Below are 24,403 nucleotides of genomic sequence, written 5' to 3'. Positions count from 1 at the left end.
ACCCGAAATGAGCGAGGATTTCCGCGAATCTTATGAGTTAAAATTACTCCACAAACCGCCAAAGATTTACAAAGCAAAGGATTTGGACGAAAAAAAGGCAAAGATTCGCGCCAAAAAGGGTGATTTAAAGGGCGATTCAAAGGGCGATTCGCACGAATCTAATCGCAACAAAAAGAGCGATTCAAAAGGCAAATCCTAATGGTAAAAAAGCTGCGTTGTGCCACAGCTTACGGCGTGGGCGCAAAGGTGATTCAAGTAGAAGCGACATTTTCGCGCGGACTGCCTAGCTTTGTGATTAGCGGTTTGGCTGGGAGTGCGATTCAAGAGGCAAAGCAACGAGTGCAAGGTGCGTTAGCACACAACAATTTTCAAACGCTAAATTTTAAAATCACCATAAATTTATCGCCATCGGATTTATCCAAAAATGGCAGTCATTTTGACTTGCCCATCGCCCTTTTAGTCGCACTCCAAAAGCAAGAAGTGGATTTAAAAAATTGGTTTGCCTTTGGCGAATTGGGATTAGATGGCTATATCAAAAACACAAATGCGATTTATCCGCTTTTGCTTGAAATATCCAAATCCTATCCAAAAAGCAATGTTTTGCTCCCAAAAGAGGGCGAAAAACTCTACTCAAACATACCAAATCTAAATATTTATTATGCAAGTGATTTGATGGAGGCAATCGCAATCCTAAAAAATCCCCACAACAAAGCAAAGCAATACGAATTTAGCTTTAAAAATGTCGAAATTAAGGGCGAAAAATATTATTATGATGAATCGCAAAATGGCGCAATGGATTTTAGCGATGTCAAAGGGCAGATTGTCGCCAAAAGAGCCGCGCTAATCGCAGCTGCGGGGTTTCACAATATCATCTTTGAAGGTAGCCCGGGCTGTGGTAAGTCAATGATAGCTAAACGAATGCGCTATATTTTGCCTCCAATTAGCTTTGCTGAAATGTGCGAGTGTGCTAGTATTAGCGCGTTAAATAATGCCGAAAACTCTTACACTGCGCTTCGCCCATTTCGCAATCCACATCAAAGTAGCTCAAATGCGTCCATTTTAGGCTCTGTCATTCAAAATGATGCCAAACCGGGCGAGATTTCACTAGCGCATAATGGCATTTTGTTTTTTGATGAATTGCTAAATTTTCAAAAAACTGCATTAGAATCATTGCGCGAACCGCTAGAAAACGATGAATTAAGCATTTCGCGTGTGAATATTAAGGTAACTTATCCTGCCTCCGTGCTATTTATTGGCGCGATGAATCCCTGCCCGTGCGGGAATCTTTACAGCCTTACCAAAGAATGTCGTTGCAAGGATATGGAGATTCGCAAATATCGCAATAAATTAAGCGAACCACTGCGCGATAGGATTGATATTTTTATCAAAATGGATGAGAGCAAAAGCGAAGAGCGCGTGAGTTCGGCTGAGCTTTTCGCGCAAGTGCTAGTTGCGTTTAAAGCACAGATTTCACGCGGACAGCGCAAGCTAAATGGCAAATTAGATGACAGCGAGATTGAGCGATTTTGCGCTTTAAAAAATGCGGAGGCAGAATTGCTAGATTTGGCTACGCAACGATATGGTTTAAGCTATCGTGGGCGACAAAAGATTCTAAAAGTAGCGCGAACGATTGCCGATTTGGAAACGAAAGATTGTGAAAACAGCATTAAAAAAGAGCATTTATTAGAAGCGTTAAGCTATCGAATCATAAATTAAGAGGACGCGCAATGGAAACAAGCGAATTTATCGTAAAATCGCCCATTTTAGGCTTTGAAGAAGTTACCAAAATGAAGTTAGAAAAAATCGATGATATTTTTTTGAAATTAAGCAACGCCGATGCGCCAACGCCCTGCTTTACGCTGGTAAATCCATTTGCGCTTTGGGATAAATATAGCTTTGAGATTCCTAGTGCTATTCAAGTTTTGCTTGACTTGCAAGAGGGCAAAACGCAAGACATTTTAATCGCAAATATTATGGTTGTGTATAAGGAAATCATCGATTCGACTATCAATTTTATCGCGCCTATCGTATTTAACTTTGATAATAAAACAATGGCGCAAGTGGTGTTAGACGCGCCAAAATATCCGCATTATAGCATTGCTGAGCCAATAGCGACATTTTTAAAGGGCGATAATTCAAGTGGCGAATCTGGCGAATCTAGCGCAGATTCAAGCGCGAATCGCACAAAATAAAGGGCAAAATCAATGCAAAAAATCTCAATCATCGGCTATGGCAAAATGGCAAAGGCAATCGCAGTCGCGCTAAATGGCAGATTCGCCCTTGAAATCATCGGGCGCAACGCCAAAAAAATGGAGCGATTTATCCGCGAAAATGCCTTGCAAAATGCCGAAATTACGCCTTGCGCCGAATCAAATGCGATTGACATTGCAAATAGATGCGTGATTTTGGCAATCAAACCTTATGCGTTCGATTCGTTTCGCTATCGTGGCAAAGCACACGCGATTTATAGCATAATGGCTGGGATTAGCATAGAGCGACTGCAAAAATGTGCGGAGGCTGGGATTTTCGTGCGTGTAATGCCAAATGTCGCTTCGCTTGTGGGGCAAGGCGTGAGCGTGATTTATGCCAAATCTGCCAAATCGTGCGAATCTAGTGGCGAATCCGCCGAATCTAAAAGCAAAAATTTAAAGCAGATTCAAAGCGAATGTGAATCCATTTTTGCCCCGCTTGGCAAGTGCATTTTTGTGGATAAAGAGAGCTATATCAATCCATCGGGCGCAATTTCAGGCAGTGGGACGGCGTATTTGGGCTTAATCGCGGAGGCGATGATTGATGCCGGAGTGCGCGAAGGATTGAGTTTGGAGGTTAGCAAAGAATTAACGCGTGGGCTTTTTAGCGGATTTAGCGCACTTTTTATGAGCGCGGAGGCGCAAACCATTCGCACAGATACCACAAGCCCCGCTGGGATGAGCGCTGAGGCGTTAGCGATTTTGGAAAATAGGGGCGTTCGTAGCGCATTTATGGACGCAATTCACGCCGCAAACAAAAAAGCAAATAGCATTTGACAAAAAAGATTTACAAAATCCCCGCAATAATAGGCACTACGGCAAGTGGCAAAAGCGCGTTAGCCATTCGCCTAGCGCGAAAATTTGGCTTAAAAATCTTTTCGCTAGATTCACTTAGCATTTACAAAGGCATAGACATTGCCTCCGCAAAGCCAAGCGTGGCAGAACTGCGCGAGATTCGCCACTATGGCATAAATGTGCTAAATCCAAGCGAAAAATGCAACGCTGGGATTTTTTTAAAGCTTTTGTGTGAAGCTATGGAGTGCGAAAATCCCCAAAAATTGCTAATCGTAGGCGGTAGTAGCTTTTATCTAAAAAGCATAATTGATGGCTTGTCAATCGCACCAAAGGTAAGCGAAATCGTTGAGCGATTCATCGCAAAAATGTCGCAAAATAGGGCGCAATCTTACGCGCTTTTGCGACAAATCGACAGAGATTTTGCCGACAAAATTAGCCCAAATGATAGATTTAGAATCGCAAAAGGTTTGCAGATTTATTTTGCCACACGCCAAGCTCCAAGCGCGTTTTTCGCGCAAAATCTGCGCCAAAAATTGCCTTGTGAGATAAAAATCTTTGAGCTAATAAAGGCGCGTGAAATTTTGCGAGATGACATACAAACGCGCACAGAGCGAATGTTTCACGCAGGATTAGTAAGCGAAGTGCAAAGTTTGCGCGACAATTTCTCACACTCACAGGCACTAAAAGCAATCGGCATTAAAGAAATTTTGCCGTTTTTAGATGGCAAAATCACGCAAGATGAAGCAAAGAGCGCGATTATCAAAAATACTTTGGCTTTGGCAAAGCGACAGCGGACATTTAATCGCACACAATTTGGCGAAATCCCGCATTTAGACGAATCCACACTTGAATCTGCGCTGATAAAGCATTATGAATCGCTAGGTTTTGCGTAACAATTTATCTAAAATTCCGTCATTGCGAGAAAATGTGTAGCATTTTCGTGGCAATCCGCAGGATTGGATAAAGAAACTTCGACTTCGCCTTGTTTTGCGAACGAAGTGAAGCAACCATCCAAAAAAAATAATAGATTGCCAAGATTCTGCGAATCGCAGAATCTCGCACGAAAATCGCAGAATCTTGCAATGACTGCGTGGGGCGTTTTTAGATTCTGCGTTTTTTGCGATTCGCGTAAATCTAATATTTTTTCGCAGAATCTCACAGCATTTTTCTTTAAGTTTATTTTTTATAAAATTTCGCATTTTTTTAAAAAGGGCAGAGTTTGAGCGTATTTAGCAAAATATTTAGCGAACTTCGCAAAGCACTTATTGCAAGGCGTTTTAGGCAAATCCCCCCCCCCCGTTTTTAACTACACACTTAATTAGATTCTACGAATCTTCGCGCAATTTCATCTTTTCATTACCACGATTTTTCTCACAAACTAGGCAGATTCTGCGTTTTCACATTTTTCTAAAAGGCGTGAAAATAAATATTTAGATTTTTTCACGCGAGATTCTGCGCTTTTATTCGCAGAATCTAGGATTTTTAAGCAAGCAACAATTCAATAAAAAAGGATAAAAAAATGAATACAAAAGCACAAAAGCACCCGTTTGCGCCTGTGTTTGAGAGCGATTCAAAGGTGCTGATTTTGGGCTCATTTCCGCCCAAAAGCTCGATAGAAGCGGGATTTTATTATGGCGATTCAAGCAATCGCTTTTGGGATATTTTGGGCGCGTTATTTGGCGATAGCGATTTAAAAAGCAAGTCAAAAGATGACAAAATCACATTTTTGAAGTCGAATCGTATCGCGCTTTGGGATATTTGGGGACATTGCTACAAAAATCCACAAGATAGCGCATACGATAAGCATATTTTGCCCGAGCCTGAGAGCGAAAAAGTGGATTTAAGCGAGATTTTGCGCACGGCAAAAATCCAAAAGATTTTTACGACAATCGGCGGTAGCGAAAATAGCACAGAGCCACGAGGCAAAAACTTTAAAAAGTGGGGCGTAGAATCTTGGCTTTGGGAGAATTATGCGAAATATTTTCCGCATTGCAATGATTCGCGCCAAATCGTTTGTCCGCTTTATTCGACTTCGCCATTGTCAAAGTTGCGCGTGAGCGATGAAAAAATGCTTGATGATTACAAGCAAATCAAAGAAATTTTAGAAAAATAAAGGAGACAAAAATGAGCGAAAATGTAAAAAATGAAAATGTAAAAGTAGTCGTGGCGAATCTAAAATCCCCTGTGATAGGCTTTGTCCTAGCAATCTTTTTGGGCGGATTTGGGATTGATAGGTTTTACAAAGGCGGGATTATTAGCATTTTGCTTGGGATTATCAAGCTTTTTGGGATAATCGGGGCGTTGGTGGTGTTTTTTGCCGTTGGCACGGAGGCTGGAATCGCGTATGCTATTTTATATGGCATTGTTTATTTTTTGGATTGGTTTTTAGTGCCACTTGGCATTGTGCTTGACAATAGGGCAAAGCTCAAAACCGCACAAGACGGACAAAAGCGATTTTTAGGGAAATCGGATTTGATTGGATTTGCGATTGTTTTGCTACTGCCCTTATCGGCAATTATTGTGCCTAGATTTGTAGCAACAAAAAGCGATGCGCAGGTGGCGGTAGCTAGAAGCGATATGGCAAGTGCGCAAAAGGCGATTGTGGCAAAAATATTCGCAGATAGTATCAATCCAAAAGTTGCAAAGCCAACCGACCCAAATATGGCGTGGGGCAAAGGCAAAAGATTAAAAGGCGGCTGGGGCGAGTGGATTATAAGTGTCGCGGGACTTGATAGCAATAGATGGCATTACGAAAATAACGGCGTTTATCCCATTTATAAAGATGGCGCAAAGGACAAGCTATGTTTTAATGAAAGCAAACTACCATTGCTTTGGATAAACACGCGCACGGGGAATTTGCACTTTAATCCTAGCAAATTAGGCGATGGCGAATTTTGCCAAAAACTGCGTGAGAGTTATGTGAGCGATAAAGGCAACGGCGATAAGATTATCCCACTACAAAGCACAGGCGTAGTTGAATTTTAAGGCACGGGGTGAATTTTGCGAATCTATGCGATGATTTTATCCGCCCTTTTCTTTGTCGCGTGTAGCACAAATCAACCGCAATATGTCGATTCGCGCGATTTTGTTACCTTTGGGCTGGATAATCACGACATTGGCGATGTGTTGCAAAAGCAAGTGGATTCATTGCTAAATCACCCCACCATAAAAAAGCAAAATGAGCCAAAAGTGCTAACAATCGGCGCGATAGAAAACAAAACCAATGACAACATTGACATTGAAATCATCTCAAATGAGCTGACAAGGCATTTAAGCAATAGCGGGAAATTTGTCATCGTAAATGCGGGGCGAGACAAAAAAATCGAGCAAATTATCACAGATTCGCGCACACTGCGCCAAAACGCCGAGTATAATCAATACACCACAATCGAGCAAGGCAACCTAATCGCGCCACATTACGCGCTCACAGGGACAATCACGCAACGAAATAAGCGAATAATCGATGATGAAATCAACGAATATGTGTTTTCATTCACACTCACTGACTTGCAATTAGGCGCAGTGCGATGGGTAGGGAGTGAGCAAATCTCTAAAAAATTACCCAAAAAAGAAGTGGCAAAATTCGCAGAATCTAAATTCGCAGAATCTCACAAAAGCGCAGATTCTACGAATCGCACAAATCCCGCAGAATCTCCCACAAAAAGCAACGATAAATCCAAAAATCACTTCATCTTTGGCTTTGACTTTTCGCTTTTAAATGTGGGATTTGTGGATATTGGGACGATTCGCACAAATGCAAATGGCAAAAACTACGCCATCATCGCAACGCACAAAAAGGCGGACGGAGGCGAGTTTAACCCCACCTATCCGCTAAATTTTCGCATTGGATATTTGCGCGACTTGGGTGAGCACTTTGGCATCGCGCTAAATGCGCTCTACCACTTCACCTACAAAAAGGCGGGCAAAGAGCATTTCACGCTAGAAAATGTGACAGATTACCACAGGCGCGAATATATGAGCGATTTGGATATTAGCGGCGAGTTTTTGGCGCAATTTGTGTCTTTGGTAATCTTTACGCGTTATTTTGGCACAAAATTTCGCTCGGGTGTTCCCATTAGTTCTATCTCGCTCATTTCGCGCCAAAACAACGCAAGCACCACCGCCATTACTTCGATTGTTGCTTCGCTTCGCTCGCAAATTCTGCGAATTGTAATTTGCTGTCGCAAATTATTTTAATATTCTCGTCATTGCGAGGCGAATCGCAAGATTCGCCGAAGCAATCCAAAAAATTGTCATTCTGAGCGAACGAAGTGAGTGAAGAATCTCAAAAACTCTCCCATTCCCTTGCGGAGTGGGACAAAGGGGGGGGGTGGGTTAGATTCTACGAATCGCAGAATCTTGCATAAAATCCCGCTTTGTCATATTGAGCGTAGCGAAATATCTCAAAAATTTGTCATTGCGAGACTTGCTTGCAAGTCGTGGCAATCCACTAATGCGACTTGTGAATCAAATGCAAATCGCTTACTTTTTGCGAATCTAAATGCAACTTATTTATCGATTCGCTTTTGTATCATTTATTTTCATTTTCTTTTAAATTCACTTGATTTGGATGGTTGCTTCACTTCGTTCGCAAAACAAGGCAAAGCCGAAGTTTCTTTATCCAATCCTGCGGATTGCTTCGATTCTGCGAATCGCAGAATCTCGCAATGACAAAATGCGGTGCGATTCGCCTTTGATTTGTGTAGATTTATGTTACAATTTCGCCTTTGAAATTTTGCATTTTTAAGGATAGATTATTTTGGCGCAAAAAAATAAACATTATGATTTATTGCTAATTAGCGTGGATTCGCCCATAATGCTTGGCATTTATGAGGACAAAATGCTAACGCGCTCTTTTGCAAAAGAGGGCAAATTTAGCGATACTCTGCCAAAACTTTTTGGCGAGATTTTGCGCGATATAGGCGAAGATTTTGATATTTATTATGCAAATGGACCGGGCAATTTTAGTGCGCTCAAACTCACGCATATTTTTTTGCAAAGCCTAATCATCGCGCGAAATAGTGTGAATCAAAATCGCAAAATACGCCTTTTTTGCGCGGATTCGTTTCATTTTAGTGATAGTGAGTTTATAAACGCTTATGGCAAAATCCACTTTTTTAAGGAAAATGGCGCAATTCGCACCACCACGCTTGAATCCAAACGCCAAAATGCTTTTACGCTCCCGATGAGGCTAGATTCAAGCATTTTTAGCGACAAATGCGAACCGCTCTACATTCTACCTGCTGTATAAATTTGTGATTTTTGGCGCAAAACCTGCTATAATCGCGCTATTTTTTTGATAAGGAAAATCAATGGAATTTGAAACAATCATCGGGCTAGAAGTCCATGTCCAGCTAAATACCAAAACCAAAATCTTTTGTAGTTGTGCGACAAGCTTTGGCGAAGAGCCAAATAAAAATGTCTGCCCCACTTGCCTTGCACTGCCCGGGGCACTGCCCGTGCTTAACCGCGAGGCGGTAAAAAAGGCTATTCAATTTGGCACGGCGATAAATGCGGTTATTAACCAAAATTCGATTTTTGCGCGAAAAAACTATTTTTACCCCGATTTGCCAAAGGCGTATCAAATCAGCCAATATGAGATTCCAATCGTGGGACGGGGAGAAATTGAGATTGAGCTAGATTCTGAATCCACCCGTAAAATTATCGGTGTAACTCGCGCACATTTAGAAGAAGACGCGGGCAAAAATATCCACGAAAGCACATACTCCAAAGTCGATTTAAACCGCGCCTGCACGCCATTGCTAGAAATCGTAAGCGAGCCAGATATGCGCAGTAGCGATGAGGCGGTGGCGTATTTAAAGAAACTCCATTCAATCGTGCGCTTTTTAGGCATTAGCGATGCGAATATGCAGGAGGGGAGCTTCCGCTGTGATGCGAATGTCTCAATCCGTCCGCGTGGAGATTCTACGCTTTACACACGCGTGGAGATTAAGAATCTAAACTCGTTTAAATTTATCCAAAAAGCGATTGAATACGAGGTGCAAAGGCAAAGAGAGGCGTGGGAAGATGGCAAATATGAAGCCGAAGTGGTGCAAGAAACGCGCCTTTTTGACACGCAAAAGGGGCAGACGCGCTCTATGCGGGGCAAGGAGGAAGCGGCGGATTATCGCTATTTCCCCGACCCTGATTTGCTCCCCGTGTTTATCGATGAAAATCTAATGCGCGAAGGGCAGCAAATCGCTGAAATGCCTGATGAGAAGCGCGCGCGATATATCAATGACTTTGGATTGAAGCCAAAAGATGCGCAAATGCTGACAAATGAGCTAGAACTCGCGCAATACTTTGAATCTATGATAGAAAATGGCGCAAGTGGCAAGGGGGCGTTTGTGTGGCTTGGTAACGAGCTTTTGGGGCGATTAAAGGGAGAGAATACTCTGCAAACTTGCGGGGTGGATTCTGCGACTTTGGCAAATCTAGTAAAAAGCGTAGAATCTAACGCCATAAGTGGCAAAAGTGGCAAGCAGATTTTGGATTTGCTAGTAGAGAAGCGTGGCGTAGATGAGAGTGGCAAAAAGCTAGAAGTAGATAGCCTTATACAATCACTTGGACTTGCGCAAGTAAATGACGATGGTGCGATTTTGGGCGCGATTGAATCCGTGCTAAGCGCAAATGCCGATAAAGTCGCGGAGTATAAAAGTGGTAAAGATAAACTTTTTGGCTTTTTTGTAGGGCAAGTGATGAAAAACGCCAAAGGCGCAAATCCTGCGAGGGTAAATGAATTACTAAAAGAGAAATTGTGAGGCGAAAATGACAATAATCACGGCATATTACAAATTAGACTTAGCAAAAACTAGCGCACAATCTTACAAAGCAAAGCGCACAACGGCGGATTATTTGGCATTTTTTGGCTTTTGGGCGGGGCTGAAAAATGACATTGTGATTTACACGGATTTGGATATTGAAGATGAGATTTATATGATGAGAAGTGCGCGAGGTGGGGGTAAAACGCAAATTATCAAAAAGTCGCTTTTAGATTTTGCGCCAAATGATTATGAGGCGATTAAGGGCACATTTGCGAGATTTAATCAAACGCAGGGGCGATTTGACCCTACGCATCCGCCACATACGAGCGCAGAGTATGATTATTTGATGTATTGCAAGTCGTTTTTTGTGTGCGATTTTGTGCGAAATTATGCAGAATCTAGGGACGGCGTATTCCTTTGGTTAGACTTTGGATATAACTTTAATGGATATTATTTTGCAGATTCTACGCAGTTTGACTTTGAACTTGCGCCAGATTCTGCGATTTGTGCGACTTTGGCGGAGGATAAAATCCATCTTTTTTCGCTTGGTGCGATTGACTCGAATACAATGCCACATATTTTAACGCAGGGCACGGAGCATTTTCTAATTGGCAATGTTATGGGGGGGGGGGGAAATGCTTGGTTGAAGTTTAACTCCCGCCTAAAAGAAGCACTCCGCGCGTTTGTGAGCTTTCAAATAATGGATGATGACCAAAAGCTGTATTTGTGGGTGGCAAGAAACTATCCAAAAGAATGCGCGATTTATGCGGTGGATGGGTGGTTTGGTGCGCTATTTTATTTTATCCCGTCACATTTGCGAAAGGCGATTAAGACAAAAACGCCTTCGATTTTTCAATGCGAAGTGCTAAATGTGGCGGATTTGGCGGGCGAAGTTTATGCGCCAAAGTTTTTAGAATCGCCAAAAATCGCAGAATCTCCGCAAAATAAGTCATATTCGCAGAATCTGCGAGAGAATTTTAGGGCGATTAGGGCGAATGCAAAAGAACTGCGAAGGGCGATAAAGCGATTTATAAAGGCGATTTTTGGGCGATAGATTCTGCGAATTTTGGTATTTTTTATGGCAGATTCTGCGATGTTGCGAAAATCCGTCATTGTAAGATTCTGCGAAAATCACACGAAATTCGCAGAATCTACCACCACTTCGTCATTGCGAGGCACGAAGTGCCGAAGCAATCTATGTATTTTGTTTTGTAGATTGCCACGATTTGCATTCGCAAATCTCGCAATGACGGAATTAGGGCAGAATCTCGCGCAGCATTTTTTCTTTAAGTTTATTTTTTATAAAATTTCGCATTTTTTAAAAATGGTAGAGTTTGAGCGCATTTAGCAAGGCATTTAGCAAAATATTTGACAAACTTCACAAAGCACTCATCGCAAATCGCAAAGCATTTGGCGAAATATTTAGCGAATATCTAGCAAAACATTCAGCGCATTTTAGACATTTTAGGCAAATCCCCCCCCCCCGTTTTTAACTACACACTTAATTAGATTCTACGAATCTTCACGCAATTTCATCTTTTTACTTCTACGATTTTCACCACCACGATTTTTATTATTGCGATTTTCTCCGCAAACTAGGCAAATTCTTTGCATTTTTCTAAAAGGCGTGAAAATGAATATTTAGATTTTTCACGCAAAGATTCTGCGCTTTTTAAGGCGTCGGTTAGGCAAGATTCGCCCCAAAATCAAAAGGGGCAAAAAAATTTAATTTTAAGGAGCAAAAAATGACAATCGATAGATTCAGCAATGAAGTGTGCGAGAAATTAGGGCACTATGTCTATGGACTTATTGACCCGCGCAATGGGCGATATTTTTACATAGGCAGGGGGCAAAATAATCGAATCTTTCAGCACATAAAAGAAGCGCAAAATATGGGCGAAAATGCCGAAAAAGATAAGCACAAAATCATCAATCAAATCAAACAAGAAAATTTAGAGGTAATGCACCTTATTTTGCGACACGGATTAAGTGCGAAAGAAGCCGAAGTTGTAGAAGCGACTTTGATTGATTTTTATGGTTTAGAGTTTTTGGCAAACGAGCAAAGTGGCGCAGATAGCGATGATTATGGTATTGCTAGGGCTGAAACCTTGCAAAAAGTGTATTCTTGCGAGGAATTTAGCGATTGCGACAAACCGCCTTTTATGATGATTAAAATCAAGCAAAGATTTTTAGATGAGCGCGGAAGCTATTATGAAACCTGTCGCTATGCGTGGAAAATCTCGCCAGAAAAAGCCAAAGATAGATTTGTGCTATGCGTGATGGATGGCATAGTCAAAGAAGTCTTTGAAGTGGAAAAGTGGCAAGAATCAAACCTAAAAGGACGCTATGAATTTGACGGCAAAGTCGCAAGGCAAGAGATTCGCGAACTTTTTATAAATAAGCGAATCCCCGAGCATTACCGCACAAAAGGTATGGCAAATCCTGTGTTGTATTCTAAAAATGGAGGTGAAAAATGAGAAAGTTATGTTTGATAATGGCGATATTTGTAAGTTTTGCATTTGGAGAAAAAGTTACCATATCAGATAGAATTTTTGGTTGGGAAGCAAAAGATGATAAAAATAAGGTAATCTTAAATGTCAAAGGTAACAATAAAAGAATAATGAGCGAAGAATTAGTGGTTGGCTGTATCAAATATTATAAAAAGAAAAAAAGATACAGAATTGGTGAAGAAATAAAATATTATGTTCGCTATTCTGACAATGACGATACGATAGCTGATTGTAATTTGGGAGATTCTGATAGAGATGCTAGTATTTATAATATAATAATTAGGTGGTATGATAAGTATAGCGTATATCATTTTAGAGCGTGGGAGGATAAACAAACCAAAAAGTTAGAAATAGAATTGATAGATGCGGATTGGTTATAAATATCAATTCAATTTTTTGTCATTGATTTTCTTTGCTTTTTAGATTTGTGCCCTTTGGATTACTTTAATGTGATGAGATTTTGCGATTCGCACGAAAATCGCAGAATCTCACAATGACGAAATTGAACGCAGATTCTGCGTTTTTAACAAAAATCGCAGAATCTATCACAAAACCACCCAAATTTCGCAGAATCTACACGCAGAATCTATAATTTTTCATCCACTTAACGCAAACTTAAAATATTTACAATAAAATTTCACTCTTTTTTATCAAAAATTGCAAGGCGAATTATGAATAATTTCAGCAAAATCGGGTTTATTTTGGCGACTTTGGGGAGCTCCATTGGGCTTGGGCATATTTGGCGGTTTCCGTATATGGCGGGAGAATACGGCGGTGGCGCGTTTGTGGTGCTGTATGTCGCGCTAACCATTGCCATCGGCGTGCCAATCCTTGTGGCAAAGATGATTATCGGCAACAAAACGCAGAAAAACGCCGTAGCCGCGTTTAGAGAGCTTGATAAAACCACGCGCGGACATTGGAATAAGGCGGGACTGATGATTGTAGGCGGTCCTATCATTTTGACATTTTATGCTGTGGTGCTTGGGTGGGTGTTTTACTATCTTTTTGTGGGTAGTTTTTCTCTGCCACAGGACGCAAAGGCGAGTGGAGAAATGTTTGCTAATCTTACCGAGCATAATTTTTTGGCGTCTTTGATTTCGTTTGCATTTTGTATATTTTTCACAGGATTTATCGTCTCAAAGGGCGTAAAAGATGGTTTGGAGAAGTATAATTTGGTGCTTATGCCCTTGCTTTTTATCATCTTTATCGGGCTGTTTTTTTACGCGATGAGTATGGATAAATTTGTAGATTCTGCGAAGTTTTTATTTGAATTTGAGTTTAGCAAAATCACGCCAAGCGTGGTGATTATCGCACTCTCGCAGGTCTTTTTCTCGCTGTCTTTGGGCGTAGGGACGATTATCACTTATAGCTCATCCGCCAAAAAGGGCGAAAACTTGCTAACAAGTGCCATTTGGATTGCGCTATCTGGCATTGTGGTCTCAATCATCGCGGGGTTGGTGATTTTCACATTTTTATTTGAAAATGGACAGCCCGCAAGCTCGGGTCCGGGGATGCTTTTCATTAGTCTGCCGATTGTCTTTGGCGATATGGCGCAAGGGTGGATTATTTCTGTGTTATTCTTTTTGGCGGTGCTTTTTGCGGGTATCACTTCGACAATCAGCATTTTAGAGCCGCCTGTGGCATATCTCTCAAACACCTACAAAATCTCGCGCACAAAGGCGTCTTATGCTTTGTGTGTGATGATATTTTTGGTAGGGGTTTTGGTGATTTTATCGATGAATGAAGGGACAAAGGCGTATCTTACATTTTTTGGTAAGAATTTTTTTGATTGGATGGACTTTATCACAGCGGCGATTATTATGCCTTTGGGGGCGCTTTCTGCGTTGATTTTTTTGGCGTATTTTGTGCGAAAAGAAGTCGTGTATAAATTTGCGCGTGGGTTTATGAGCCGAAAGCTATTTAATGTGTGGTATGTGATTGTGAAATATGTCGCGCCGATAGTAATCGTAGCGGTGTTGATATGGAAATTTATCGATAGCTTTTAGGGGCAATTTGTTCTGGGGTATGCAATTCACACGAAGTTTGCCCCATTGCGTCGTCAATGAACCACTAGTTCTATTTCCTAGCAACGGGGCAAACTTCGTGCAAAGCCACACCGCCATTACTTCGATTGAGATTCTGCGAATGCAGAATCTAATACAAAAAACGCAGAATCTGCGCTAGATTCTGCGTTTTTTGTTTGTTTCGCAGAATCTCGCATAAAATTCGCAGAATCTAATAATGATTTTGCTAAAATTCGCAGAATCTAAAATCAAAAAGGACACAAAATGAGCAATTTTTCAGGCAATTTCACGCATTTACACTTGCATACCGAATATTCTTTGCTTGATGGCGCAAATCAAATCAAAAAACTCGCAAAACAACTCAAATCTTTTGGTATGGATTCTGTGGCGATTACCGACCACGGCGTCCTTCACGGCGCGATTGATTTTTATACCACAATGCTAAAAGAGGGCATAAAGCCCATAATCGGCATTGAAACCTATATCCACAACGGCGAATCGCTTGACACCAAAGACCCGCAATCCCCCGCATTTCACTTGTGCCTTTTTGCCAAAAACGAAGTGGGCTACAAAAATCTAATGTATTTAAGCTCGATGGCGTGTTTAAAGGGCTTTTATCGCAAACCGCGAATCAACAAAGCGATTTTAAGGCAGCGTTGTGAGGGGCTTATTTGCTCATCGGCGTGTTTGCAAGGCGAAGTGAATTATCACCTAAACACAATCGGGCGCAAAAATACAGGCGCAAAAGGCTATGACTACGCAAAGCAAGTCGCGTTAGAATACAAAGACATTTTTGGCGATGATTTTTACATAGAGATTATGCGGCACGGCATTGCAGAGCAGAAATTTATCGATGAGCAGGTGATAAAATTATCGCGTGAATGCGACATTAAACTCATCGCCACAAATGACGCGCACTACACGCAAAAAGAACACGCATTTAGCCAAGAAATCCTAATGTGTATCTCCACAGGCAAAAAACTCCAAGATTCAAACCGCTTGAAGCACTCTGTGAATGAATTTTATGTGAAATCCCAAGCAGAGATGCGCAAAATCTTTGCTGACATCCCCGAAGTCCTAGAAAATACGCAAGAAATCGCAGATAAATGCAATCTCATCATTGACTTAAAAAGCATTGAGCTTAAAAATGACAAAGGCGAAGTGATTATCCCATACTCCGCGCCCACGCCACCTAGCTTTAAATTCACAAGCGAATACGCCAAAAATGATGGGTTAGATTTTAGCGATGATGAGCCATATTTTCGCTACAAATGCCTAAAAGGGCTTGAATCGCGCCTAAAAACTATCGATGAATCTATGCACGAAACCTACAAAAAACGGCTAGAATATGAAATGCAAGTCATTGCGACAATGAAATTTTGCGGATATATGCTTATTGTGTGGGATTTTGTAAGAGAAGCAAAGGCGCGAAAGATTCCTGTGGGACCCGGGCGCGGTAGTGCGGCTGGGAGTTTGGTGGCGTTTTGTTTGGAGATAACGGACATTGACCCATTGAAGCACGATTTGCTTTTTGAGCGATTTTTGAACCCTGAGCGCGTGAGTATGCCTGATATTGATATGGACTTTTGCCAAAGTAGGCGGGGCGAAATCATCGAATATGTCGAGCAAAAATATGGCAAATACAATGTCGCGCACGTGGTTACCTTTAACTCAATGTCGGCAAAGTCTGTGATTCGCGATGTGGCGCGGGTTTTTGATGTGGAGTATAAAAAGGCGGATGAATTTGCAAAGCTAATTCCAAATGAGTTGAAGATTCACCTAAATGACGCCTTTGAAAAAGAGCCAAAAATCGCAAATGCGATAAATGGCGATGAAGTTTTGCGCAAAGTGTGGGATATGAGCCTAAATTTGGAGTCCCAAAAGCGCAACACAAGCACCCACGCCGCAGCGATTGTCATCGATAGCGAAAATGAGCTTTGGGACAAAATCCCACTTTGCCTAATCAATAACGAAGTCGTTACGCAGTATTCGATGGATTATTTGGAGAAGGTGAATCTCATCAAATTTGACTTTTTGGGACTAAAAACGCTAACGGTGATTCAAAACGCACTTGAAATTATCCCGCAAAAGATTGACTTTAACAATGTCGATTTGAATGACAAAAAAGTCTATGATGAAATTCAAGCGGGCAATACGCTAGGTATGTTTCAAATTGAATCAAGCGGTATGCGCTCGGCGGCAAGGATTCTGCGTCCTAATACTTTTGAGGATATTTTGGCGATGATTGCGCTCTATCGCCCCGGACCGATGGGGACGATTGATGAGTTTAGCGCACGCAAGCACGGACGGCAAAAAATCGAATACATTTTCGATGAGCTAAAACCCATTTTAGAAAAGACTTATGGCGCGATAATTTATCAAGAGCAAATTATGCAAATAGTCCAAGTCATTGGCGGATTTTCACTTGGAGAGGCGGATTTGATACGCCGTGCGATGGGGAAAAAGGACGCCAAAATTATGCAGGACAATAAAGAGAAATTTCTAAATGGCGCAGAATCTAAGGGCTTTGCACGGCAAAAATGCGAATCTCTTTGGGAGCTAATCGTAAAATTCGCCGAATATGGATTTAACAAATCTCACTCCGCAGCTTATGCCTTTGTCACCTTTCAAACGGCGTATTTGAAAACTTACTACCGCTATGAATTTATGGCAGCGTTGCTTACAAGCGAAAAAAACAAGCCCGATAATATCAACAAATATATCGAAGAGTGCCGAAATATGGGGATTGAAGTGCTCCCACCGCATATAAATTATTCAAATAGAGATTTTAGCGTGGTTGAAATCGATGGCACTAAAAAAATCATTTATGGATTTAGCGCGATTAAGGGCATTGGCGAGAAGCCTATCGAAAATATTTTGGAGGCACGGGCGAAAAATGGCGGTAAATTCAATAATTTAGAAGAGTTTTTAAGCAAAATGGATAGCAAAGTCATAAATAAACGAGTGCTTGAATCTCTCGCAAAATCCGGCTCTTTGGGTAATTTGGGCTACAATACGCGCACGATTATTGAAAACTTAGATTTACTCGCTGACAAAGTGCGCGAAAATTCAAGCTATGATACTTCAAACGCGCTATTTGTGGAGGAAACGCCAAGCATTTCGCTTGATATTAAGGCGGTGGATGAGTTTAGCAAAGCGGAGCTTTTGGACTTTGAATACGATATGATAGGCATTTTTATGAGTGGCAACCCGATGGAGGATTACAAGGACAAAATCAAAAAAATTAAAGGCGTGGTGCTTGGGTATCAAATACAGGATTTGCAAGACCGCTCACGGGCGTTTATCGTGGGCGTGATTAAGGATATAAAGTTTCGCATAAGCAAAAAGGGGACGCGATTTGCCGAAGTGCTGATAGTTGATAGCGTGGGAAATGTGCAAATTAGCGTGTTTGAAAAGGACTTGCCCGTGATTGAAAACGCCGCGCAGGGAGTGCCGCTGTGCTTTTTGTGCCAAGCAGGGGAGGATAGCAGGGATAAAAGCATTTCACTGCGACTAAGCGGTGTTTTGAGCTTTGAAGAGGCGCAAAAGCGAAAGATTATCCCTGAGTTTAAAAAAGACGCAGAATCTAGCGCAGAATCAAACGCGCAAAACGCAGAATCTAGCGTAGATTCTGCGAATTTGGCAGATTCTGCGATAAATGCAAATGCGCTAAATGCAAATGCCTTAAATGATAGTTGCCTAAACTTTACTTTTGCCTTGCCCTGCGATATTTCGTATGCGAAGCTAAAAGAGATTCAAAATCTTGCGCTAAATAATGTCGGCGATGAAGTGCTGATTTTTATGGTAAAGGACGGCGCACACACGCACAAAATCACCACTGCGCTAAAAATAAATGATAATTTTAAAAGCAAAGTGAAAGAAATCGCGTGAGAATAAATCAATTTTTATCGCACAACACGAAGTTTTCTCGCAGAGAAGCGGATATTTTGGTGCAAAGTGGCAGGGTAAAAATAGGGCGCAAAGTCGCGGTTTTAAGCGACAAAGTAGGCGAAAATGACAAAGTTTTTGTCGATTCGCGCCAAATTAAGCCACAAAATCAATACACCATAATCGCATACAACAAGCCAAAGGGCGAACTTGTAAGTCGCAAAGATGACAGAGGGCGCAAAGTGATTTTTGATTCGCTTGAAACTCGCTTCAAGCATTTTACGCCTGTGGGGAGGTTGGACTTTGCGAGTAGTGGGCTTTTGATTTTAAGTGATAGCGTGAAAATCGCCACCGCGCTTACAAAAAGCGATTTGGTGCGAATCTATAATGTCAAAGTGAGTGGAAAAATCACGGATTCTACGCGCTCAAAGATTTTGGATTCGGCGCAAAATGGTTTGAGTTTGGCGGATGCTAGGGCTGGAGGGCATAAAAATAGCAAGATTGTGGGAATGGATTTTGCGCCATTTGCGTTTTTTGAGATTGTGCGGACAAGTGGCGGATACACGAAAATCAAAGTCGGCATAAATGAGGGGCAAAATAGGGAATTGCGCCGATTTTTCGCGCACTTTGGGTTGGAAGTGGTGGATTTAGAGCGCGTGAGTTTTGGCTTTATCCACTTAAATGCCCTGCCTTGTGGCAAAAGCCGCTTTTTGAATAAAAAAGAATATAAAAAAGTGCGAGAGTTTTTAAAAGATTCTGCGAATCAAACAAAAATCGCAGAATCTAGCGCGAAATCCCAAAAAATCGCAGAATCTAGCGCGAAAAAGGCAAATAAATGAATGAAATATTGTTATTAGATTCTGCAAATTGCAGAATCTTGCGTAAAATCGCAGAATCTGCCAACACTTCGTCATTGCGAGGCGCACGAAGCGAAGCGAGTGCAACGAAGCAATCCAAAAAAAATAATTTGTGCGAAGCACCCAAAACTCGCCCGCTTCGTGGTGCAAAAAATCGGGAGCAAACGAGCAGTAGTGCGAGTGCCGATTTTTTGCTAGAAGCGGAAAAGCGAGGCACTCCCCCTAAAAGCGAAAAAGCGGCTGCTTTTTGGCGCGTAGGGGGAGCGGGGCGGGGGGTGCAGCCCTTTTTGCTAGAAGAAACAAGCGAATCTAATCTAAAAAATGGCGTAGATTCTGCGATTTTTGCGTCAAAAATCGCAGAATCTAATGTGAAATCGCAGAATCTGAATTTAGATTGCCACGATTCTGCTACGCAGAATCTCGCAATGACGGAAAATGACGAAGATTCTGTGAATCGCAGAATCTCGCACGAAAACGCAGAATCTAAAATAAAAAATACCCACCCCCTAACCCCCTCCGCAAGGGAGGGGGGACAAAAGGTAGAATCTGCCCCCACTTCGTCATTGCGAGGCAGTTTGAGCGAATCGAAAACAACGAAGCAATCCACGCTCATTTCGTCATTGCGAGGCGATTCATCGCCGAAGCAATCCAAACAAAACACACGGAGGCAAAAATGCAAAAAATGTTAGTAGAAACACGCGGAAATGACGGGATTAGAGATAAAAAGAGCGATTTTTTTAGTGCGGTGCTAAACCCAGAGGCGAGTTTTGGCGGATTATGGACTTTACCAAATGAGCCAAAATCGCTCCCAAAAATCGACTTAAACGCCATTAAAAATCTAAATTATAATGAGCTAATTTCTTATATTTTTGAGCGAATCGGCATTGATTGGCGCAAAATTAGCCTTGAATCTTACAAGAATTTTGACAATCCAAACTTGCCTTTAAGCTACACAAAAATCGAGCCAAATATCTTTTTGCAAAACCTTTTCACAGGACCTACACGCGCATTTAAGGATATGGCAATGCAACCTTTTGGTGCGCTTCTTTGCGATTTAGCCAAGCGTGAAAATAGTCTGCAAAATAAAAGATATTTGATTTTGAGCGCAACAAGTGGCGACACGGGACCAGCGACTTTGGAGGCAATCAAAAATAAACCAAATATTTTTGGAATATGTATGTTCCCAAAAGATGGCACAAGCGCGGTGCAACGGCTTCAAATGACTACAAATGACGCTAAAAATATCGCCGTTTTGGAGGTTGATGGCAACTTTGATGACACGCAAAACGCGCTAAAAAATTTGCTAAATGACAGCGATTTTCGCGCATTTTTGAGCGCAAAAAACTTGCATTTAAGCGCGAGTAATTCTGTGAATTTCGGGCGAATCGCATTTCAAATCATTTATCACATTCATAGTTATATTTTCTTGCGTGATTTGGGTGCGATTACAGAGAGTGAAAGCTTTGATATTGTCGTGCCTAGCGGGAATTTTGGCAATGCTTTGGGTGCGTTTTATGCCAAACTTATGGGTGTCCCTATTGCTAAAATCATCATCGCCACAAATGCGAATAATGTGCTTGAAACGCTAATGGCGCGGGGCGTTTATGATATTTCAAATCGCACACTGATTAAGACAAACTCCCCTGCGATGGATATTTTGAAAAGCTCAAATGTCGAACGGGTGCTTTTTGCGCTATTTGGGGCGAATCGGACAAAAGATTTGATGAGCGATTTAGAAGCCAAAAAATGCTATAAATTAAGCGATAATGAACTCTCAAAAATACAAGAAATTTTTGACGCATTTAGCTTTGATGATGAATCTGTGCTAGAAATCATCGCGCATTATGCAAAGCAAAATATTATCATCGACCCGCACAGCGCAAATGCGATTTTGGGCGCAAAAAAGGCGGATTCAAGCCGAAAAATTATCGTCTGTTCTACGGCAGAATGGTGCAAATTCGTGCCGACAATCAAAAGCGCACTCGATTCGGCAAATCTAATGAATCTAAACGCCGAATCCACCCCTATTTGTCATTCTCGCCGAAGCGAAGAATCTAAAAAATCCGAAAAAGATGCAATGCTAAAAATCAGCCAAAAATTCAACCTAAAAATCCACAAAAATATAAGAAATTTATTTGACAAAGATGAAGTGAATTGCACCCAAATTAGCAAAGATGAAATAAAAAATGCTATCGTTTCAATCTGCAATAAATTTTTAGAGATTTGATATGGCGCAAAATATCGATACTTGCGTGATTTTATGCGGTGGGGCAAGCAAACGCATAAAGACGAAAAACGCAGAATCTAAAATCTTTTTGCCTTTTGGCGGTGCGAGTTTAGTCGCATATCAATTTAAAAAAATGCAAGAAATTTTCCCAAAGGTATTTATTTCGTGCAAGGAAAATCAAAGGGAAAATATTAAAAAAAGTTTGGTGGATTTTGCGATAAATTTGGCGGGAGATTCTGCGGAAAACGAGAAAAACGCAGATTCTGCGAATTTTGATTTTACCCACCCCCTAACCCCCTCCGCAAGGGAGGGGGAACAAAAGGCGAAAACCTCCGCAAGGGAGGGGGAATCTAATTTGTCGTTGATAGATTCTGCGGATTCGCAGAATCTAAATGATATTTTTATTTTGGAAAATGGCGATATTTTCGCGCCGATTTTTGGCATTTATAATGCGCTAAATCATCTTTTTGACGCAGAATCCACCGCAGAATCTAGCACGAAATTCGCAGAATCCACCGCAAAAATTTCAGATTCTGCGAATTTTGATTTTACCCACCCCCTGCGCCACCCTAGCGCAAGGGAGGGGGAACAAAGGGCGAAAACCTCCGCAATGGAGGGGGAACAAAAGGCAAATCCCGCAGATTCTGCAAAAATCGCAGAATCTCCCACAAACCCCGCAGATTCTGCGGATTCGCAGAATCTAATCGCAGAATCCAAAAAAGCATTTTTCATAAGCTGCGATTCCCCGCTCATTAGGGCAAAAACCATCGATATTTTATGTAAAAACTCAAAGGATTATGAGATTACTTGCGCGAGAGATTCTTTGAATGTGCATTATTTGGTGGGCGTGTGGAGTGCGTCATTAGCGCAGATTCTGCGCCAAATGATTGAAAAAGGCGACTTTAAATTGCAAAATATTCCTACCCACATAAAGTCGATTTTTTTCGACAGGGCGGAGTTTTTGAATATCAACACAGCTAGCGATTACAAAGTCGCGCTAAAAGCGTTAGGCGCGTAAATGGCGCAGGGCGAAGAGCGCACCGAGCTACCTAGCGAGCACAAGCTCCAAAAGGCGCGCGAGGAAGGCAATGTCAAAAAGTCCCAAGAAGTCGTGGGATTTTTGGCACTGCTTTTTGGATTTGGCGCGATTTTTGCCCTGCTTCCCTACCTTGCGGGGCGCGTGCGAAATTTATTTATTTTGGTGATGGATTTTAATTTAGAGGATTTTGATAGTGGCGGGATGGCAAATCTCGCGCTTAGCGTGATTGGCGAGAGTTTGCTAATCGTTGCGCCGATATTTTTGGCGTTGATTTTAGTCGGCATTGGCGGGAATATTTTGCAGTTTGGATTTTTAGTTACCATCAAAACCATCATTCCAAAATTTTCAAAAATAAATATGATAAATGGACTAAAAAATCTCTTTTCGGCGAAAAAACTGCTCGATGGCGCGCTCATCACGCTAAAAGTCGGCATCGCGCTGTGTCTTGGATTTTTCATCTTTGCGACATTTTTGAGGGAGTTAGAGGGCGTTGCGTTTCTAAATATTTTTAAGCAACTTTTGTGGCTGAAAGATAAGGCGTTAATCCTCGCATCCGCGCTTCTCGTGCTGTTTTTCTTTATGGCGGTTGTGGATTATTTTGTAAAGCGAAGGCAATATATAAATTCGCTAAAAATGACAAAGCAAGAAGTCAAAGATGAGTTCAAACAACTGCAAGGAAACCCGCAAATCCGCGCCCGCGTGCGCCAAATGATGCGTAAGATGGCATCATCAAAAATGCTTTCAAGCGTCAAAAAGGCAAAGGTTGTCATCACAAATCCCACGCATTATGCTGTGGCGATTTATTTGGATGTGAAAGAGGGCATACCTCCGCAGGTGGTGGCAAAGGGGACGGATTTGCTCGCCGTGCGGATAAAAGAGATTGCAAGGGAGAATAATATCCCCATTCGCGAGAATAAGGAACTTGCGCGCGAACTGTATCGCCTCGTGGAAGTGGATGAGTTTATCCCGCGAGAGTTTATGATGGCACTCATCCGCGTGCTTCAAACGATTGAAGGATTTAATGAGGATATGAGGCGATATGCGAGGTAGATTCTGCGAAATTGCGTGAAAATCGTAGAATCTCGTGCGAAAAATCGTAGAACCTCATTTGAAATTCGCAGAATCTGCCATAAAAACACAGAATCTCGTGCGAAAAATCGCAGAATCTAAAAAGAGATTCTTTGCCTACGGCTCAGAATGACAATTTTGTTGTGGATTGCCACGATTTTGCTTCGCAAAATCTCGCAATGACGGACAACAACGCCCCACTTCGTCATTGCGAGGCAGTTTGAGCGAAGCGAAAACAACGAAGCAATCCAAAAATGATAAAAATCAATCGTGCGATAGCACCAAATCTCGCCCGCTTCGTGGTGCAAAAAATCGGGAGCAAACGAGCAGTAGTGCAACCGCCGATTTTTTGCTAGAAGCGGACAAGCGAGGCTCTCCCCCTAAAAGCGAAAAAGCGGCTGCTTTTTGGGAACACAATTTAAATGAAGTCGGGGGGAGCGGGAGCGGGGTGCAGCCCTTTTTGCGAGAAAAAACAAGCGAATCAAATCCAAAAAACGGCGAAAATGACGCAGATTCTGCTAATCAAATAAAAAACGCAGAATCTTGCACGAAAACGCAGAATCTAACAATGGATTGCCACGATTTTGCTTCGCAAAATCTCGCAATGACGGACAAAAACGCCTCATTTCGTCATTGCGAGGCAGTTTGAGTGAAACGAACACAACGAAGCAATCCAAAATTTTGCGAATTAAAGGGACAAAATGACAAAAATCTCGCAGATTCTGCGAATCAAATAAAAAACGCAGAATCTAAATGCAGAATCTAAAAAACCCACCCCCTAGCCCCCTCCGCAAGGGAGGGGGGATTTTTGAGAATTTTCTCTGCAAGGTATGGGGGATTTTTGGATTGCCACGATTTGACTTCGTCAAATCTCGCAATGACAGCAAATATCGCAGATTCTGCGAATTATATTAGATTCTGTGAATTTCGCGCGAGATTCTGCGGAGTGTTAAGGCATTTTTTATTTAAGATTCTGCGTTAA

27 protein-coding genes are annotated in these 24,403 nt (G+C 41.8%); 26 read left to right on the top strand and 1 reads right to left on the bottom strand.

Annotation, left to right across the window (positions count from 1 at the left end):
• The first annotated feature begins 198 nt into the window (after positions 1–198).
• From ACWIUD_RS01865 to miaA, 4 genes are read left to right on the top strand one after another with little or no spacing between them, the layout of a single operon-like run.
• A complete protein-coding gene (locus tag ACWIUD_RS01865; RefSeq protein WP_454146135.1) occupies positions 199–1,716 on the top strand; it encodes a YifB family Mg chelatase-like AAA ATPase in 1,518 nt (505 codons plus the stop codon).
• Between the two features lie 11 nt (positions 1,717–1,727).
• Positions 1,728–2,192 (top strand): flagellar assembly protein FliW, encoded by a 465-nt coding sequence (gene fliW / locus ACWIUD_RS01860; RefSeq protein ID WP_454146133.1) that lies wholly within the window; start codon positions 1,728–1,730, stop codon positions 2,190–2,192.
• Between the two features lie 12 nt (positions 2,193–2,204).
• Entirely contained in the window at positions 2,205–3,026 is an 822-nt protein-coding gene (locus ACWIUD_RS01855; protein WP_454146131.1) for a pyrroline-5-carboxylate reductase, read from the top strand.
• A complete protein-coding gene (gene miaA / locus ACWIUD_RS01850; RefSeq protein ID WP_454146129.1) occupies positions 3,023–3,937 on the top strand; it encodes a tRNA (adenosine(37)-N6)-dimethylallyltransferase MiaA in 915 nt (304 codons plus the stop codon). Before ACWIUD_RS01855 ends, miaA begins: the two co-directional genes overlap by 4 nt.
• Positions 3,938–3,945: 8 nt before the next feature.
• On the opposite strand, the gene ACWIUD_RS01845 is transcribed toward miaA, so the two are convergent.
• Positions 3,946–4,203 carry a hypothetical protein gene (locus ACWIUD_RS01845; protein WP_454146127.1) on the bottom strand — a complete coding sequence of 86 codons (258 nt, stop codon included), beginning with the start codon at positions 4,201–4,203 and terminating at the stop codon, positions 3,946–3,948.
• A gap of 360 nt (positions 4,204–4,563) precedes the next feature.
• Here ACWIUD_RS01845 and ACWIUD_RS01840 point away from each other — a divergent pair, with 360 nt between their 5' ends.
• The 22 genes from ACWIUD_RS01840 to ACWIUD_RS01735 all read left to right on the top strand — a co-directional run bounded on the left by ACWIUD_RS01840 (position 4,564) and on the right by ACWIUD_RS01735 (position 24,403).
• Entirely contained in the window at positions 4,564–5,157 is a 594-nt protein-coding gene (locus ACWIUD_RS01840; protein ID WP_454146125.1) for a uracil-DNA glycosylase family protein, read from the top strand.
• A gap of 11 nt (positions 5,158–5,168) precedes the next feature.
• Positions 5,169–6,029, top strand: a complete 861-nt coding sequence (locus ACWIUD_RS01835) for a TM2 domain-containing protein (RefSeq protein ID WP_454146123.1) — start codon at positions 5,169–5,171, stop codon at positions 6,027–6,029.
• A gap of 15 nt (positions 6,030–6,044) precedes the next feature.
• Positions 6,045–7,241 carry a penicillin-binding protein activator LpoB gene (gene lpoB / locus ACWIUD_RS01830; protein WP_454146121.1) on the top strand — a complete coding sequence of 399 codons (1,197 nt, stop codon included), beginning with the start codon at positions 6,045–6,047 and terminating at the stop codon, positions 7,239–7,241.
• 78 nt (positions 7,242–7,319) lie between these two features.
• Positions 7,320–7,715 carry a hypothetical protein gene (locus ACWIUD_RS01825; protein ID WP_454146119.1) on the top strand — a complete coding sequence of 132 codons (396 nt, stop codon included), beginning with the start codon at positions 7,320–7,322 and terminating at the stop codon, positions 7,713–7,715.
• An 88-nt stretch (positions 7,716–7,803) separates the two neighbouring features.
• Positions 7,804–8,295 (top strand): hypothetical protein, encoded by a 492-nt coding sequence (locus tag ACWIUD_RS01820; RefSeq protein ID WP_454146117.1) that lies wholly within the window; start codon positions 7,804–7,806, stop codon positions 8,293–8,295.
• Positions 8,296–8,356: 61 nt separating this feature from the next.
• A complete protein-coding gene (gene gatB / locus ACWIUD_RS01815; RefSeq protein ID WP_454146115.1) occupies positions 8,357–9,805 on the top strand; it encodes an Asp-tRNA(Asn)/Glu-tRNA(Gln) amidotransferase subunit GatB in 1,449 nt (482 codons plus the stop codon).
• 7 nt (positions 9,806–9,812) lie between these two features.
• On the top strand, positions 9,813–10,862 hold the full coding sequence (locus ACWIUD_RS01810) for a WlaTC/HtrL family glycosyltransferase (protein WP_454146113.1): 1,050 nt from the start codon (positions 9,813–9,815) through the stop codon (positions 10,860–10,862).
• 12 nt (positions 10,863–10,874) lie between these two features.
• Positions 10,875–11,156, top strand: a complete 282-nt coding sequence (locus tag ACWIUD_RS01805) for a hypothetical protein (RefSeq protein ID WP_454146111.1) — start codon at positions 10,875–10,877, stop codon at positions 11,154–11,156.
• Complete coding sequence (locus ACWIUD_RS01800) at positions 11,143–11,301, top strand: hypothetical protein (protein WP_454146109.1); 159 nt, start codon at positions 11,143–11,145, stop codon at positions 11,299–11,301. Before ACWIUD_RS01805 ends, ACWIUD_RS01800 begins: the two co-directional genes overlap by 14 nt.
• Before the next feature lie 252 nt (positions 11,302–11,553).
• Positions 11,554–12,285 carry an LEM-3-like GIY-YIG domain-containing protein gene (locus tag ACWIUD_RS01795; RefSeq protein WP_454146107.1) on the top strand — a complete coding sequence of 244 codons (732 nt, stop codon included), beginning with the start codon at positions 11,554–11,556 and terminating at the stop codon, positions 12,283–12,285.
• Entirely contained in the window at positions 12,282–12,698 is a 417-nt protein-coding gene (locus ACWIUD_RS01790; RefSeq protein WP_454146105.1) for a hypothetical protein, read from the top strand. The genes ACWIUD_RS01795 and ACWIUD_RS01790 overlap by 4 nt, the downstream gene beginning before the upstream one ends.
• Positions 12,699–12,778: 80 nt before the next feature.
• Positions 12,779–12,910, top strand: a complete 132-nt coding sequence (locus ACWIUD_RS01785; protein ID WP_454146103.1) for a hypothetical protein — start codon at positions 12,779–12,781, stop codon at positions 12,908–12,910.
• 79 nt (positions 12,911–12,989) lie between these two features.
• On the top strand, positions 12,990–14,324 hold the full coding sequence (locus ACWIUD_RS01780) for a sodium-dependent transporter (protein WP_454146101.1): 1,335 nt from the start codon (positions 12,990–12,992) through the stop codon (positions 14,322–14,324).
• A gap of 7 nt (positions 14,325–14,331) precedes the next feature.
• Positions 14,332–14,502 carry a hypothetical protein gene (locus ACWIUD_RS01775; RefSeq protein ID WP_454135832.1) on the top strand — a complete coding sequence of 57 codons (171 nt, stop codon included), beginning with the start codon at positions 14,332–14,334 and terminating at the stop codon, positions 14,500–14,502.
• A gap of 104 nt (positions 14,503–14,606) precedes the next feature.
• Positions 14,607–18,233 (top strand): DNA polymerase III subunit alpha, encoded by a 3,627-nt coding sequence (gene dnaE / locus ACWIUD_RS01770; protein WP_454146099.1) that lies wholly within the window; start codon positions 14,607–14,609, stop codon positions 18,231–18,233.
• The gene (locus ACWIUD_RS01765) at positions 18,230–19,069 is read left to right on the top strand and encodes a pseudouridine synthase (RefSeq protein WP_454146097.1); all 840 of its coding nucleotides are present in this window, start codon (positions 18,230–18,232) and stop codon (positions 19,067–19,069) included. Before dnaE ends, ACWIUD_RS01765 begins: the two co-directional genes overlap by 4 nt.
• A complete protein-coding gene (locus ACWIUD_RS01760) occupies positions 19,066–19,776 on the top strand; it encodes a hypothetical protein (protein ID WP_454146095.1) in 711 nt (236 codons plus the stop codon). Before ACWIUD_RS01765 ends, ACWIUD_RS01760 begins: the two co-directional genes overlap by 4 nt.
• The gene (gene thrC / locus ACWIUD_RS01755) at positions 19,761–21,314 is read left to right on the top strand and encodes a threonine synthase (RefSeq protein WP_454146093.1); all 1,554 of its coding nucleotides are present in this window, start codon (positions 19,761–19,763) and stop codon (positions 21,312–21,314) included. Before ACWIUD_RS01760 ends, thrC begins: the two co-directional genes overlap by 16 nt.
• A 1-nt stretch (position 21,315) precedes the next feature.
• Positions 21,316–22,332: an NTP transferase domain-containing protein gene (locus ACWIUD_RS01750; protein ID WP_454146091.1), complete on the top strand. Its 1,017-nt coding sequence runs from the start codon at positions 21,316–21,318 to the stop codon at positions 22,330–22,332.
• Entirely contained in the window at positions 22,333–23,403 is a 1,071-nt protein-coding gene (gene flhB / locus ACWIUD_RS01745; protein ID WP_454146089.1) for a flagellar biosynthesis protein FlhB, read from the top strand. It begins immediately after the preceding gene.
• 166 nt (positions 23,404–23,569) lie between these two features.
• On the top strand, positions 23,570–24,070 hold the full coding sequence (locus ACWIUD_RS01740) for a hypothetical protein (protein ID WP_454146087.1): 501 nt from the start codon (positions 23,570–23,572) through the stop codon (positions 24,068–24,070).
• 159 nt (positions 24,071–24,229) lie between these two features.
• Positions 24,230–24,403, top strand: a complete 174-nt coding sequence (locus ACWIUD_RS01735; protein ID WP_454146085.1) for a hypothetical protein — start codon at positions 24,230–24,232, stop codon at positions 24,401–24,403.

This window comes from Helicobacter sp. 23-1044, assembly GCF_053654695.1.
This window is presented reverse-complemented; position numbering and strand designations above follow the sequence as displayed.